The sequence below is a fragment of the Bradyrhizobium sp. P2_E8 genome, from assembly GCF_056403875.1.
Genome location: NZ_JBFUES010000054.1, coordinates 1 through 15563 on the forward strand (window position 1 = coordinate 1; position 15563 = coordinate 15563).

At 62.9% G+C, this 15563-nt stretch carries 12 protein-coding genes; 11 read left to right on the plus strand and 1 reads right to left on the minus strand.

All coding sequences use genetic code 11. The features are described 5' to 3' along the window. Positions 1-1863: efflux RND transporter permease subunit (locus AC1D00_RS05050; RefSeq protein ID WP_477009899.1), on the plus strand; the 1863-nt coding region annotated here is incomplete at its 5' end. A gap of 15 nt (positions 1864-1878) precedes the next feature. Then, complete coding sequence (locus tag AC1D00_RS05055) at positions 1879-2493, plus strand: TetR family transcriptional regulator (RefSeq protein WP_025575043.1); 615 nt, start codon at positions 1879-1881, stop codon at positions 2491-2493. Between the two features lie 101 nt (positions 2494-2594). Here AC1D00_RS05055 and lipA read toward each other — a convergent pair whose 3' ends face one another. Beyond that, positions 2595-3563 carry a lipoyl synthase gene (lipA, locus tag AC1D00_RS05060; RefSeq protein WP_477009900.1) on the minus strand — a complete coding sequence of 323 codons (969 nt, stop codon included), beginning with the start codon at positions 3561-3563 and terminating at the stop codon, positions 2595-2597. Positions 3564-4147: 584 nt separating this feature from the next. Here lipA and aceE point away from each other — a divergent pair. The 9 genes from aceE to AC1D00_RS05105 all read left to right on the plus strand — a co-directional run. Then, a complete protein-coding gene (gene aceE, locus AC1D00_RS05065; RefSeq protein ID WP_025575046.1) occupies positions 4148-6835 on the plus strand; it encodes a pyruvate dehydrogenase (acetyl-transferring), homodimeric type in 2688 nt (895 codons plus the stop codon). A 23-nt stretch (positions 6836-6858) separates the two neighbouring features. Continuing rightward, the gene (locus AC1D00_RS05070) at positions 6859-8424 is read left to right on the plus strand and encodes a dihydrolipoyllysine-residue acetyltransferase (RefSeq protein WP_477009901.1); all 1566 of its coding nucleotides are present in this window, start codon (positions 6859-6861) and stop codon (positions 8422-8424) included. A gap of 18 nt (positions 8425-8442) precedes the next feature. Then, positions 8443-10191 (plus strand): dihydrolipoyl dehydrogenase, encoded by a 1749-nt coding sequence (gene lpdA / locus AC1D00_RS05075; protein WP_025575050.1) that lies wholly within the window; start codon positions 8443-8445, stop codon positions 10189-10191. Positions 10192-10236: 45 nt separating this feature from the next. Further along, on the plus strand, positions 10237-11580 hold the full coding sequence (locus AC1D00_RS05080) for a C4-dicarboxylate transporter DctA (RefSeq protein WP_025575051.1): 1344 nt from the start codon (positions 10237-10239) through the stop codon (positions 11578-11580). 57 nt (positions 11581-11637) lie between these two features. Continuing rightward, positions 11638-12810, plus strand: coding sequence for an acetyl-CoA C-acetyltransferase (locus AC1D00_RS05085; RefSeq protein ID WP_477009902.1), 1173 nt, complete (start codon positions 11638-11640; stop codon positions 12808-12810). Positions 12811-12921: 111 nt separating this feature from the next. Beyond that, positions 12922-13647, plus strand: a complete 726-nt coding sequence (phbB, locus tag AC1D00_RS05090; RefSeq protein WP_025575055.1) for an acetoacetyl-CoA reductase — start codon at positions 12922-12924, stop codon at positions 13645-13647. A 54-nt stretch (positions 13648-13701) separates the two neighbouring features. Then, entirely contained in the window at positions 13702-14049 is a 348-nt protein-coding gene (locus AC1D00_RS05095) for an acyl-CoA thioesterase (RefSeq protein WP_477009903.1), read from the plus strand. 21 nt (positions 14050-14070) lie between these two features. Beyond that, positions 14071-14496: a TIGR01841 family phasin gene (gene phaP, locus AC1D00_RS05100; RefSeq protein WP_477009904.1), complete on the plus strand. Its 426-nt coding sequence runs from the start codon at positions 14071-14073 to the stop codon at positions 14494-14496. Positions 14497-14562: 66 nt separating this feature from the next. After that, positions 14563-15563, plus strand: a 1001-nt coding sequence (locus AC1D00_RS05105) for a malic enzyme-like NAD(P)-binding protein (RefSeq protein ID WP_477009905.1), incomplete at its 3' end; no start/stop codon positions are given.

The window sequence follows — 15563 nt, forward strand, 5'->3', positions numbered from 1 at the left end:
GAGGGCATGGACCGCATCTCGGCGGCCGCTTACGCCTGGAGCCACACGGCGGCGCCGATGCTGTCCGGAACACTCGTGACGATCGCGGGCTTCCTGCCGGTGGGCTTCGCGCGCTCGACCGCCGGCGAATACGCCGGCAACATCTTCTGGGTCGTGGGGTTCGCCCTTATCGTCTCCTGGATCGTCGCGGTGGTCTTCACGCCATATCTTGGCGTCAAGATGCTGCCCGCGATCAAGCCGGTCGAAGGCGGTCACCACGCGATCTACGGCACGCCCAACTATCAGCGCCTGCGAGGCCTCATCACCTTCGCCGTCCGCCACAAGTTCCTGACCTGCAGCATCGTCGCCGTCGCCTTCGCGCTTTCCGTCGTCGGCATGGGTGGCGTCAAGCAGCAGTTCTTCCCGACCTCCGACCGCCCGGAAGTGCTGGTGGAGGTTCGTCTGCCGGAAGGCACCAGCATCGAGACGACGACGGCTGCCGTCGAGAAGCTCGAGGCTTGGCTGCACGATCAACCCGAGGCCAAGATCATCACGAGCTATGTCGGTCAGGGAGCGCCGCGCTTCTTCTTCGCGATGGCGCCGGAGCTGCCCGATCCGGGCTTCGCCAAGATCGTCGTGCTGACACCGGACGCCGAGGCACGGGAGGCTTTGAAGCACCGGCTCCGGCAGACCGTGTCACAGGGCCTTGCACCTGAGGCCAACGTGCGCGTCACACAGCTCGTGTTCGGACCCTATACGCCGTTCCCGGTGGAGTTTCGTGTGATGGGGCCAGATCCCGCTCAATTGTACGCCATCTCTCAGAAGGCTCTTGAAGTCATGCGCGGCGTTCCCGACGTACGGCAGGCAAATCGCGATTGGGGCAACCGCACGCCCGTGCTTCGCTTCATCCCGGATCAGGATCGATTGAACCTCATCGGCCTTTCGCCGGCCGAGGTCGGCCGTCAACTCCAGTTCCTGCTCACCGGCATCGCCGTGACGCAGGTCCGCGAGGACATCCGCAATGTCCCCATCGTGGCGCGCAGCGCCGGCGGCGAGCGGCTGGATCCGGCGCGATTGGCGGATTTCTCGCTGATGAGCCGGGATGGCCGCTCGATTCCGCTCGATCAAGTCGGCCATTCGGAAGTCCGACTTGAAGAGCCGATTCTGAAGCGCCGCGATCGCACACCGGTCGTCACCATTCGGTCTGATATCAATGAGGCGACCCAACCTCCGGAGGTCTCCAAGGAGATCAAGACGGCTCTTCAGCCGCTGATCGCATCCCTTCCGGCCGGCTATCGCATCGAGCTGGGCGGATCGATCGAGGAGGCGACCAAGGCCAACGACGCGTTGGCGACGATCTTTCCGGCCATGATTGCTGCCATGCTGATTGTCGTCATGCTGCAGGTGCGATCCTTCTCGACGATGGCGATGGTCGTACTGACGGGACCGCTCGGTCTCGTCGGCGTCGTGCCGGCATTGCTCATCTTCAACCAGCCGTTCGGGTTCAACGCGATTCTCGGCCTGATCGGACTGGCGGGCATCCTGATGCGCAACACTCTCATCTTGACCGAGCAAATTAAGGAGAACCTCGCCGCCGGCCTCGATGACTATCACGCGGTGATCGAGGCTACGGTGCAGCGCACGAGGCCCGTGATCCTGACCGCACTTGCTGCCGTGCTGGCCTTTATCCCGCTCACGCATTCCGTGTTCTGGGGATCGATGGCCTACACGCTGATCGGCGGCACCGCGGTCGGAACGGTTCTGATTCTGCTGTTCCTTCCTGCGCTCTATGCCGCGTGGTTCCGGATCAAGCCGACCGCAGATGATATGCACGATGTCTCGCGCGAGAACCCGGACTTGCGACCAGCATTGGCCGCCGAGTAAGGCTCTGTTGATCCAATGGATCGTCCGGTCCGAATGGGGAAAGGGTCCGACGAGGCCCGCGCCCGCATCCTGGGAGCAGCGGAAGAGCGCTTTCGCCGCGTCGGTCACCACAGGACGTCGGTGGCCGACATCGCCGCCGAACTCGGCATGAGCCCGGCGAATATCTACCGCTTCTTTCCCTCCAGGGATGCGATCAACGAATCCATCTGCGGGCGCGTTGTGGACGAGGTTGCCGAAATGGCCTCTGCGATTGCACGTGCCAACGCGCCGGCCATTCAGAAACTCGATCAGCTCCTGGCTGCCGTTCACCACCACAACAAGATGATGCTGGTCAACGCAAGGCCCATGTACGAGTTGATCGTCGTCGCCACGCTGGAGAATTGGCCGATCGTCAAGGCGCACATCGAACGGATGGTGACGATCTTCGAAGCGATCATACGCGAGGGCATCGAAGCGGGCGAGTTCGATGTCGAAGATGCCGCGGAAGCCGCGCGAGCGGTCAGGGCCGCGTTCATGCCATTCATTCATCCGATTCTGATCCAGCACTGCGTTCAGCACGGCGAAGATACCGAAGCAGGCCTGCGCAGCCAGATTCGCTTTATCCTGAAAGCGCTGGGCAAGTCCGGCTAGGCCGTCTTTGCGGAGGCCTTCTACTCTTTCTCACTAATCCTTACGCCATCCCCGCGATTTGCGCAGTCGCCGCAAATTGCAGTAGCAGGCGCGGCGGCACGCTAGTCGCGCCGGCTCGCGCGCAGTTTGCGGAAATGCTCGCCGGCGTGATGGGAAGAACGCGTCAACGGCGTCGCAGATACGAGCAAAAAGCCCTTGGCACAAGCGGTCTTCTCATAGGCGCTGAACTCGTCGGGCGACACGAAGCTAACGACAGGGTGATGCTTGCGAGTGGGCTGCAGATACTGACCGATGGTCAGAAAGTCGACGTCTGCGGAGCGCAAATCGTCCATCAATTGCAGCACCTCGTTCCGGGCCTCGCCAAAGCCAACCATGATCCCGGATTTGGTGAATATCTGCGGATCGAGCTCCTTCACGTGCTGCAGCAGGCGGACCGAATGAAAATAGCGCGCTCCCGGGCGCACGGTCAGATATTTCGACGGCACCGTCTCGAGATTGTGATTGAACACATCGGGTTTCGCTGCCACGACTGCTTCGAGCGCGCCCTGCTTGCGCAGAAAATCCGGCGTCAGGATTTCGATTGTGGTGCCCGGGCTTGCTGCGCGGATTGCGGCGATGGCCGCGGCGAAATGCGCCGCCCCGCCATCGGCAAGATCGTCGCGATCGACCGACGTGATGACCACGTGCTCGAGCCCAAGCTTCGCAACAGCTTCGGCGAGCTTGGCGGGTTCATTGGCGTCAAGCGGGCCGGGAAGGCCGGTCCGCACGTTGCAGAATGCGCAGGCGCGCGTGCAAGTATCCCCCATGATCATGAAGGTCGCGTGCTTCCTCGCCCAGCACTCGCCGATATTCGGGCAGGACGCTTCCTCGCACACGGTTACGAGCTGGTTCTCGCGCACGATGCGTCTTGTCTCGGCCCAGGCGTCTGAGCCCGGGGCCTTCACGCGGATCCATGCCGGCTTGCTCCGCAGGGGCGTCTCCGGACGGTTCACCTTCTCGGGGTGGCGCGGCGTGTCCAGTCGCAGCTTCGCGCGCGGATCTTTGTTGAGGAGATCGAGTATGACGGTCATTTGGTCAACCTCGTGTTGCGCGAGAAGCGAAGACAAAGGCGCAGAGTATCAACGCTAGCGAACTGACGTGCGGGAAATCTGGAAGGGCCGTCCGGCCGCAGACATTCGTTGTTCGAACCGAGTTAGTCAAATCGATCGTCACGCGCGCCTGCGGACCGTCGTCCCGGGCGCTTGTGATCGGCTTCCGCTTCTGTCGGCAACGCCCGCGTTTGCTGGACAGGTTGAACGATCCGATCTTTCGGGCGGAACCGGCAGCTCGTTTTCCGGAGCTTCAGACAAGTGCCGGCAGATCATATCGCCGCGGTTGGGCTGGTGACCGACAATCCTGAGTAAAATTAAGGGTATGTGCGCGATCGGTCGACCCTTTCGAGGTCTGGCACGAATGCTGCTTAGATGACGGCAAAAGAATAAGCAGCTCTGAACAAGTAAGGCGAGGGGAACGTTCGAATGCCAGCCAGCACTCCATCTTTAACCTAGAGCGACGGGCGATATCGCCTGCGTGGCAATTGCACGCTTCCGCCTCGAGGCGGCGGCGCAATGAACAATGACGCCTGACTTCGGCTTGGCATGCAAGGGAGAGAGTAATGACATTCGCGGACGCGCATGATCTGGATCCGCAGGAAACCGGGGAGTGGCTGGATGCCTTGTCGGCGATCCGAGGTCACCGCGGCAGTGAGCGCGCTGAGTTCGTCGTCAACGCTGTCATTGCTGCCGCGCGTGGTAGCGGCCTCGCCATTCAGCAGACGCTGACAACACCCTATTGCAACACGATTCCGCTGGATCAACAGCCGGCGCTGCCGGGTGATCGCGCCATCGAGCACAAGCTGCGTTCGATCATTCGATGGAACGCTCTCGCCGTCGTCCTGCGCGCCAACAAGGAGAGTTCGGAGCTCGGCGGTCACATCGCGAGCTTCCAGTCCGCCGCCACGCTCTACGATATCGGCTTCGGTCATTTCTGGCATGCACCGACGGAATCGCACGGCGGCGATCTGATCTTTGTTCAGGGCCACTGTTCGCCCGGCATCTACGCGCGCGCCTTTCTCGAAGGGCGGTTGAGCGAGGATCAACTCCTCGGCTTCAGGCAGGAGACCGGCGGCAAGGGCCTGTCGAGCTATCCGCATCCATGGCTGATGCCGGATTTCTGGCAATTCCCGACAGTGTCGATGGGGCTGGGGCCGCTGATGGCGATCTATCAGGCGCGGTTCCTGAAATATCTGGAGAACCACAAGCTCGCCGAGACCTCCAACCGCAAGGTCTGGGCCTTCATGGGCGACGGCGAAACGGACGAGCCGGAGTCGCTCGGCGCCATCTCGCTTGCTGGCCGTGAGAGCCTCGACAATCTGATCTTCGTCATCAATTGCAACCTGCAGCGGCTCGACGGTCCGGTGCGCGGCAACGGCAAGATCGTTCAGGAGCTCGAAAGCGTTTTCCGCGGCGCCGGCTGGAACGTCATCAAGGTGCTGTGGGGATCAGGCTGGGATCGGCTACTGGCGAACGACAAGAGCGGGTTGCTGCTGAAGCGCATGGAGGAATGCGTCGATGGCGAGTACCAGGATTTCAAGAGCAAGAGCGGCGCCTATATCCGCGAGCATTTCTTCGGCAAGTACGACGAACTGAGGCAACTCGTCGCCGACATGAGCGACGACGAGATCTGGCAGCTCGCTCGCGGCGGTCACGATCCGGAAAAGGTGTTCGCGGCCTATACCGCGGCGGTGAACCACAAGGGACAGCCGACGGTCATTCTGCCCAAGACCGTCAAGGGCTACGGCATGGGCGAGTCCGGCGAAGGCCAGATGATCGCGCATCAGGCCAAGAAGATGACGCAGGACGCGCTGCGCGGATTCCGCGACCGCTTCCAGGTGCCCGTCAGCGACGATGAGCTGGCCAAGGTGCCCTTCATCCGTCCGGCGGAAGACAGTCCGGAGATGAAATATCTGCGCGCCCAGCGCGAGAAGCTTGGCGGCAGCCTGCCGCAGCGCCGGCGCAAATCCGCCTCCTTGCAAATTCCACCGCTGTCGACGTTCCAGCGGCTGCTCGACGCGACCGGCGATCGCGAAATCTCGACCACGATGGCTTTCGTGCAGATGCTGGGCACGTTGGTGCGCGACAAGGCGATCGGCAAGCACATCGTGCCGATCGTGCCTGATGAATCCCGTACCTTCGGCATGGAGGGGATGTTCCGCCAGCTCGGCATCTATTCGTCGGTCGGCCAGCTCTACCGTCCCCAGGATGCCGACCAGCTCATGTACTACCGCGAGGACAAGACCGGGCAGGTTCTGCAGGAGGGCATCAACGAAGGCGGCGCGATGTCGAGCTGGATCGTCGCGGCGACGTCCTACTCGACGAACGACGTGCCGATGATTCCGTTCTACATCTACTACTCGATGTTCGGCCTGCAGCGCGTCGGCGACCTCGCCTGGCTCGCGGGCGACATGCGCGCGCGGGGATTTCTGCTCGGCGGCACCGCCGGCCGTACCACCCTCAACGGTGAAGGTTTGCAGCACGAAGACGGCCACAGCCACGTGCTTGCCGGCACCATCCCGAACTGTATCTCCTACGACCCGACCTTCGCCTATGAGGTAGTGACCATCGTGCGCGAGGGCATGCGCCGCATGTATGAGGCGCAGGAGGACGTCTACTACTACATCACTCTGATGAACGAGAACTATCAGCACCCTTCGCTCGCCGAAGCGGGCAAGGGAGCGGAAGAAGGCATCCTCAAGGGACTCTATCTCCTCAGGAACGGCGGTGAGACGGCGAAGAAGGGACTGCGCGTCCAGCTCGTCGGCTCCGGCACGATCCTGCGCGAGGTGATCGCGGCGGCGGATCTGCTCAAGGCGGATTTCGGCGTGACGGCGGACGTGTGGAGCGCGACGAGCTTCAACGAGCTGCGTCGCGACGGCATGGCCGCGGAACGGTGGAATCTGCTGCACCCGACGGAGCCGCGCCGCAAGAGCTGGGTCGAAGCGCAGCTCGAAGCGCATCCGGGCCCGGTCGTCGCGTCGACCGACTACATGCGCAACTACCCCGACCAGATCCGCGAATATGTGCAGGCGGCCGGACGCCGCTACGTCGTGCTCGGTACGGACGGTTTTGGCCGCAGCGACTATCGCGTGAAATTGCGCAAATTCTTCGAGATCGACCGGCACTACGTCGCGATCGCCGCGCTCAAGGCGCTGGCCGACGAAGGCACGATCAAGCCAGCCGTCGTCGCGGAGGCCATCGCCAGGTACCAAATCGACGCCGGGCGGGCTGCGCCGTGGACCGTGTGAGACAGCGAGCCGAGGGCAGAGCGATGAGTGGTCTGATCGACATCAAGGTTCCCGACATCGGCGACTTCAAGGACGTCCCGGTGATCGAGATCTTCGTCAAGCCGGGCGACAGGGTAAAGACCGAAGATCCGTTGGTTGCGCTGGAATCCGACGAGGCGACCATGGAGGTGCCGTCGTCGCGTGAAGGCGTGGTGAAGTCGGTGGTGGTCAAGATCGGCGACAAGGTGAGCGAAGGCACGGTGATCGTGCAATTCGAGGGCGCCGGCGCCGAGCAGGCCGAGGCGCGGCCGGTCGTCAGCGCTCCGCCGTCGCCCGTCAGCGCGCCGGCCGGCGTCGCCGAAGTGCGTGTTCCTGATATCGGCGACTTCAAGGACGTTCCGGTCATCGAGATCTTCGTTAAGCCGGGCGACAGCGTGAAGGCGGAGGATCCGCTGATTGCGCTCGAGTCGGACAAGGCGACGATGGAAGTACCGGCGCCGCTCTCGGGTACCGTGCGCGAGATCAAGCTGAAGACCGGCGACAAGGTCAGCGAGGGCGCGGTCATTCTCGTGCTCGCAACCAGCGAGGGAGCGGCGGCCGCGTCAGCAGCCGCTGCGCCGACACCCGCGTCAACGGCGCCTGCTGCGGCCTCCGTGGCGCAGGCCGGTGCGGTGGACGAGAAAGCCTTTGTGCTCGCCTATGCGGGACCCGCAGTCCGCAAGCTGGCGCGCGAACTCGGCGTCGATCTCGGCAAGGTCAAGGGTACAGGCAATCACGGCCGCGTCCAGCGCGAGGACGTCGAGGCCTTCGCCAGGGGCGGGGCTGCGCTCGCCAAGTCGCAGGCTGCGGCAGCAGGCGGAAGCGGCGTCGGCGGCATCGATCTGTTGCCCTGGCCCAAGATCGATTTCGCGAAGTTCGGGCCGGTCGAGCGCAAGGAGCTCGGCCGCATCAAGAAGATCTCGGCTGCCAATCTGCATCGCAACTGGGTCGTCATTCCGCACGTCACCACCCATGACGAGGCCGACATCACCGAACTCGAGCAGTTTCGGGTCAAGATGAACAAGGAGCTGGAGAAGAGCTGCGTCAAGCTCTCGCTGCTGCCGTTCATGATGAAAGCGGCCGTTGCGGCGTTGAAGAAGTTTCCGGAATTCAACGCCAGCCTCGACGGCGACACGCTGGTCTACAAGAATTACTGGCACATTGGCTTTGCAGCGGACACGCCGAACGGACTGATGGTGCCTGTCATCCGCGACGCCGACAAGAAGTCGGTGCCGGAGATCGCCAACGAGATGAACGGGCTCGCCAAGCTTGCGCGCGAGGGCAAGATCAAGCCGGACCAGATGCAAGGCGGCACTTTCTCGATCTCGTCGCTCGGCGGCATCGGCGGCATTTACTTCACGCCGATCATCAATGCGCCGGAAGTCGCGATCATGGGGGTCTGCAAGGGCTACTGGAAGCAGCATTCGGCGGACGGCAAGACCTGGACCTCGCGTCTGACCTTGCCGCTGTCGCTGTCCTGGGATCACCGCGTGATCGACGGTGCGGCGGCTGCGCGCTTCAACGTCTATTTCGCTAGCGTGCTCGCCGATCTCCGGCGCGTGCTGTTCTGAGATCGGGAGGGGAGCAGCATGGCTCAGATCGAGGTCAAGGTCCCGGATATCGGCGACTTTAAGGACGTTGCGGTGATCGAGGTGATGGTAAAGCCGGGCGAGACCGTGGCGGTCGACACCAGCCTCATCATGGTCGAGTCCGACAAGGCGTCGATGGAGATCCCATCCTCTCACGCCGGCGTCGTCAAGGACGTGAAGGTCAAGACCGGCGACAAGGTGAGCGAAGGATCGCTGATCCTTGTGCTGGAGGCAGAGAGCGCGGCGGCTGCGCCGAAGGCGGCACCAGCGTCGCCACCGGCCGCAGCCCCCGGTCCGCCATTAGCCGCGCCTTCCGCCGCGTCCTATTCCGGCAAAGCCGATATCGAATGCGACATGCTGGTGCTGGGCGCCGGTCCCGGTGGCTACTCGGCCGCTTTCCGCGCTGCCGACCTCGGCATGAAGACGGTGCTGGTCGAGCGTTACGATACGCTCGGCGGCGTGTGTCTTAATGTCGGCTGCATCCCGAGCAAGGCGCTGCTGCACACGGCGTCCGTGATCGACGAGGTCAAGCATCTTCCTGATCATGGAATTTCCTTCGGCACGCCGCAGATCGATCTCGGCAAGCTGCGCGGATTCAAGGACGGCGTGATCAAGAAGCTGACTGGCGGTCTCGCTGGCATGGCGAAGGCCCGCATGGTCGAGGTCGTGACCGGCATCGGTGCTTTCCTCGATCCGCATCATCTCGAAGTTGTCTCGGCGGGCGGCAAGAAAACGATCAAGTTCGCCAAGGCCATCATCGCCGCCGGCAGCCAGGCTGTGAAGCTGCCGTTTCTGCCCGAGGACTCGCGCGTCGTCGATTCGACCGGCGCGTTGCAATTGAAATCGATCCCCAAGCGCATGCTGGTGATCGGTGGCGGCATCATTGGACTCGAAATGGCGACGGTCTATTCGACGCTCGGTGCGCGCATCGATGTCGTCGAGATGCTCGACGGCCTGATGCTGGGAGCCGACCGCGACCTGGTCAAGGTCTGGGAGAAGATGAACGCGCGCCGTTTCGACAAGGTCATGTTGAAGACCAAGACGGTCGGCGCGAAGGCGACCGAGGCCGGGATCGAGGTGCGATTTGAGTGCGAGCAGGCGCCTGCCGAGCCGCAGGTCTATGACCTCGTTCTCGTGGCGGTCGGCCGAAGCCCGAATGGCAAGAATATCGGCGCCGAGAAGGCCGGTATTGCGGTGACCGATCGAGGCTTCATCGACGTCGACAAGCAGATGCGCACCAACGTGGCGCACATTTTTGCCATTGGCGACATCGTGGGGCAGCCGATGCTGGCGCACAAGGCCGTGCATGAAGGCCATGTGGCCGCGGAAGTGGCTTACGGCGAGAAGTCGTGTTTCGATGCGCGGCAGATTCCGTCCGTTGCCTACACCGATCCCGAAGTCGCCTGGGCCGGCAAGACCGAGGACGAGTGCAAGGCCGAGGGCATCAGGTTTGGCAAATCGGTATTCCCCTGGGCGGCGTCCGGCCGCGCCATCGCCAATGGCCGCGACGAGGGTTTCACGAAGCTGCTGTTCGACACAGCGACGCATCGCGTCATCGGCGGCGGGATCGTCGGCACGCATGCGGGCGATCTGATCAGCGAGGTCTGCCTTGCGATCGAAATGGGGTGTGAGCCGGCCGATATCGGCAAGACCATTCATCCGCATCCGACGCTCGGCGAGTCCATCGGAATGGCAGCGGAGGTCTTTGAGGGCCACTGCACCGATCTGCCGCCGCAGAAGAAGAAATAGCGCGGCCTGCTAACGCAGGACACAGCGAGATCAGGGAGGAGACACATGTCTGTAGCGACCACCGCGGCGTCCGGAGCGATAGCTGCGACGCAAAAGAAGCCGTTCTACCGGGTTCTCTATGTTCAGGTTCTTGCGGCGATCGTGCTCGGCGTCATCGTCGGCTGGCTTTGGCCGGATCTCGGCAAGAACGACTGGATCAAGGCGATGGGCGACGGCTTCGTCAAGCTCATCAAGATGGCCATTGCGCCGATCATCTTCTGTACGGTCGTCTCCGGCATTGCCCACATTTCCGAGGTCAAGAAGGTTGGCCGGGTCGCGGTCAAGGCGTTGATCTATTTCGAGGTTGTGTCGACCTTTGCGCTGGCGCTGGGCCTGATCGTCGCCAACGTGCTGCATCCGGGAGCGGGTTTCCAGGGGCAGTCGAACGCTGCAGCTGTCGCCGGCTACGCCAAGCAGGCGAGCGAGATGAAGTCGGTGGACTTCGTCCTCCACATCATCCCGGACACGGTAGTCGGGGCATTCGCGCAAGGTGAGATTCTGCAGGTCCTACTGTTCGCCATCCTGTTCGGGTTTGCGCTGATGGGGCTCGGCGAGCGGGCTCATACCGTCCGCTCGTTCGTGGACGATGTCGCCCACGCGATGTTTGGCGTCATCTCGATCGTGGTCAAGGTCGCGCCCATCGGTGCCTTTGGTGCGATGGCCTATACGATCGGTCGCTATGGCCCCCAGGCGCTCGGCAATCTCGCCGGCCTGATCGCGACTTTCTATCTCACTGCGTTTCTGTTCGTGGTCGTTGGGCTCGGGATCATCGCCCGTATCGCCGGCTTCTCGATCTTCAAGTTCCTTAAATACATCAAGGACGAGTTGTTGATCGTGCTCGGCACCTCGTCCTCGGAGAGCGCGCTTCCGCAAATGATGGAGAAGCTGGAGAAGCTCGGCTGCTCCAAATCCGTCGTCGGATTGGTGGTGCCAACCGGCTACTCCTTCAACCTCGACGGCACCAATATCTACATGACGCTGGCGACGCTCTTCATCGCCCAGGCGATGAACGTCGAACTTTCTTTCGGCGAACAGATGACGATCCTCGTCGTTGCCATGCTGACCTCCAAGGGTGCTTCGGGCATCACGGGTGCGGGCTTTATCACGCTCGCAGGCACGCTCGCGGCTGTCCGGCCCGAGCTGCTCCCCGGCATGGCAATCGTGCTCGGCATCGACAAGTTCATGAGCGAATGCCGGGCGCTGACCAACCTCTGCGGCAATGGCGTCGCCTGCGTGGTGGTGGCGTGGTGGGAGGGCGAGCTCGACCGCGATAAGTTGCGTGCCGGGCTCGAGCGGGACATCGATCCAACGGACTTCGAGACCGCCGTCACCGAGGGACGAGGTTTCTGACGGCGGCGCGGCGTAAATGGCCATTCGTTCAAATCAGAAGAGAACGGGGAATTGATCATGACGGACGTAGTAATTGTTTCTGCGGCGCGTACGCCGGTTGGCTCATTCAACGGAGCATTCGGCTCGCTCACCGCGCACGAGCTCGGTGCTGTGGCGATCAAGGGCGCCCTCGAGCGCGCCAAAGTCGCCCCTGAAGAGGTCGACGAGATCATTCTCGGCCAGGTCCTCGCCGGCGGTGAGGGGCAGAATCCGGCACGGCAGGCCGCCATGGCAGCCGGCATTCCGCAGGAGAAGACGGCGTGGGGCATGAACCAGCTCTGCGGCTCGGGCCTGCGCTCGGTCGCGCTCGGCCTGCAGCAGATCGCCAACGGCGATGCCAAGGTCATCGTCGCGGGCGGCATGGAGTCCATGTCGATGGCCCCGCACCTGTCGCACCTGCGCAACGGCACCAAGATGGGCGACGTCAAGTTCGTCGATTCCATGCTGAAGGATGGCCTGCTGGATGCGTTCCAAGGCTATCACATGGGTGTCACCGCCGAGAACGTCGCCGCCAAATGGCAGATCACCCGGGAAGAGCAGGATGCGTTCGCTACCGCCTCGCAGAACAAGGCCGAGGACGCCCAGAAGGCCGGCCGGTTCAAGGACGAGATCGTTCCCGTCACCGTCACGACCCGGAAGGGCGACGTCGTCGTCGATCAGGACGAATACATCCGCCCCGGCACGACGCAGGACGCGCTTGCCAAGCTGAAGCCCGCCTTCAACAAGGAAGGCTCCGTGACCGCCGGCAACGCCTCGGGCATCAACGATGGCGCGGCTGCCCTGGTGTTGATGAGCGCGGATGAAGCCAGAAGGCGCGGTCTCACGCCGCTCGCAAAGATCGTCTCGTGGGCCACCGCGGGCGTCGACCCGGCGGTGATGGGGTCCGGCCCGATCCCTGCTTCGCGCAAGGCGCTCGAGAAAGCCGGTTGGAAGGTCAAGGATCTCGATCTCGTCGAGGCGAACGAAGCCTTTGCGGCRCAGGCGATCGCCGTCAACAAGGACATGGGTTGGGATCCGTCGATCGTGAACGTCAACGGCGGCGCGATCGCCATCGGTCATCCGATCGGCGCCTCCGGAGCGCGCGTGCTGACGACGCTGCTGTTCGAGATGCAGAAACGCAACGCCAGGAAAGGCCTCGCCACACTGTGCATCGGCGGCGGCATGGGCGTCGCTCTGACGGTCGAGCGCTAGGCCAGGCGTAAGCCGCAATGTGGCGCGGAGGGCGCTCGCCGTCCGCGAGGGACCAAGGCTCGCGAGAGCCGAGCGAATACAAGACGAACCAATCAGGATCAGGAGAGGATCATGTCCAGGGTTGCGGTGGTGACCGGCGGAACGCGCGGCATAGGTGAAGCAATCTCGGTTGCACTCAAGGCGGCCGGCTACAGGGTGGCTGCGAGTTATGCAGGCAATGACGAAGCGGCCGCCAGGTTCAAGAGCGAGACCGGCATCAACGTCTACAAATGGGACGTGTCGAGCTACGAGGCCTGCGCCGCCGGCCTGAAACAGGTTGAAGCGGACCTCGGACCGGTGGACGTGCTCGTCAACAACGCCGGGATCACCAAGGACGGAATGTTCCACAAGATGACGCCAGAGCAATGGTACGCGGTCATCAACACCAACCTGAACTCGCTCTTCAACATGACCCGGCCGGTTTGGGAAGCCATGCGCGAGCGCAAGTTCGGCCGGGTGATCTGCATCTCCTCGATCAACGGCCAGAAGGGCCAGATGGGCCAGGTCAACTACTCCGCCGCGAAGGCGGGTGACATCGGCTTCGTCAAAGCGTTGGCCCAGGAGGGCGCGCGGGCCGGGATCACGGTCAACACGATCTGCCCGGGCTATATCGCAACCGAGATGGTCAAGGCGATCAACCCGGACGTGGTGGCCAAGAACATCCTGCCGCAGATCCCGGTCGGCCGTTTGGGCGAGCCGCATGAGATCGCGCGAGTGGTCGTGTTTCTGGCCTCTGATGATGCCGGCTTCATCACCGGCTCGACGATTTCAGCGAATGGCGGCCAACACATGGCTTGAGCGACCGCGATGTCAATCCATCCACGAGGGGACCTCACGACACGAACGCTCGCCATGCCGGCGGACGCCAATCCGAGCGGCGATATCTTCGGCGGCTGGGTGCTTTCGCAGATGGATATCGCGAGCGGCATCCATGCCGGCCAGCGCGCGCAAGGGCGTGTCGCCACGGTGGCGATCGAGGCGATGCATTTCATCAAGCCGGTCCATGTGGGGGATGTCCTGTGCGTTTACGCGTCGCCCGAGCGTATCGGGCGCACGTCGCTGGCGATCCGCCTGGAGGCTTGGGCGCTGCGCAGGCGCCTGGGGGAACGTGTGAAGGTGACGGAGGGAATCTTCACCTTCGTTGCACTGGATGCTGAGGGACGACCCGCGCCGATCCCGCCCAATCAAGCGGAGCAGTAACGACCAATGAGGGAGAGAGAGATGTCCGACAGCAAACCGAACACAGGAGCTGCCGACTGGGGCCTCCCGGGGCTCGACATCGCCAAGCTCATCGAATCCTGCCAGATCAGCGGCGTCGATATGAAGGCGTTGCTCGATATGGAGAAGAAGAACATCGACGCCCTGATCGAGGTCAACCGCTCGGCCTATGAGAGCTGGCGAAACCTGATGGCGCGACAGGCGGAGTTCTTTCAGGAAACGATGACGGCGATCGCGGCCGAGGCAGGCAACGAGACCGCGGCGGGAAGGCGCGCCGAGATCGCACGACAGGGCTTCGAGACGGCGCTCGCCAACATGCGGCAGCTCGCCGAGACCGCAACCGAACAGCAGAAGCAGACGATCGACATATTGCGGCGGCGTTTCGACGAGGGAATGGCCGCGATGCGGGCGCGTGGCGGAAGCACCTGAGATCGACCTGCCGAAGGCGATAGGGGCATATCCGCCCATCGAACAAGCGTAAGAACGGGGAATAGGATGGACCAGGATCTGAGGGAAGCCGCACTCGAATATCATCGCCTGCCGAGGCCGGGAAAGATTTCGGTCGTGCCGACCACAGCGATGGCGACGCAACGCGATCTGTCGCTGGCCTATTCGCCTGGCGTCGCGGAGCCCTGTCTTGTTATCGCCAAGGACGCGTCACAGGCGGACCAGCTGACCGCGCGCAGCAACCTGGTGGCCGTCGTCACCAACGGCACCGCTGTGCTTGGGCTTGGTAATATCGGCGCTCTGGCTGGCAAACCCGTCATGGAAGGCAAGGCGTGCCTGTTCAAGAAGTTCGCCGGCATCGATGTCTTCGACATCGAGCTCGCCGAGGAGGACCCCGACGCGCTGATCGAAACCATCGTCCGGATGGAGCCGACCTTCGGCGGCATCAACCTGGAGGACATCAAGGCGCCGGAATGCTTCTACATCGAACAGCAGCTCCGCRAGCGCATGAAGATTCCGGTCTTTCACGATGACCAGCACGGTACCGCGATCATCGCTGCGGCGGCAATCCTCAACGGATTGAAGCTGGTCAAGAAGGACATCGCCGGCGTGAAGCTGGTATGCTCCGGCGCCGGCGCTGCCGCGCTGGCGTGTCTTGATCTCATCGTCAGCCTCGGTCTTCCGCAGCACCGTATCATCGTCACGGACGCGAAAGGCGTCGTCTATGCCGGCCGCACAGAAGGCATGGACGAGAACAAGGCGCGTTATGCGGTGAAAACGCAGGCGCGAACGCTCGACGAGATTATCCAGGACGCCGATATCTTTCTCGGCCTGTCAGCCGGCAAGGTGCTGACGCAAGACATGATCAAGCGGATGGCCCGGGATCCCCTGATCTTTGCCATGGCCAACCCGATTCCGGAAATCATGCCGGAAGATGCGCTGGCGGTTCGTCCAGATGCGATCATCGGCACGGGACGATCCGATTATCCCAACCAGATCAACAACGTTCTCTGCTTTCCCTTCATCTTCAGGGGCGCGCTCGACTGCGG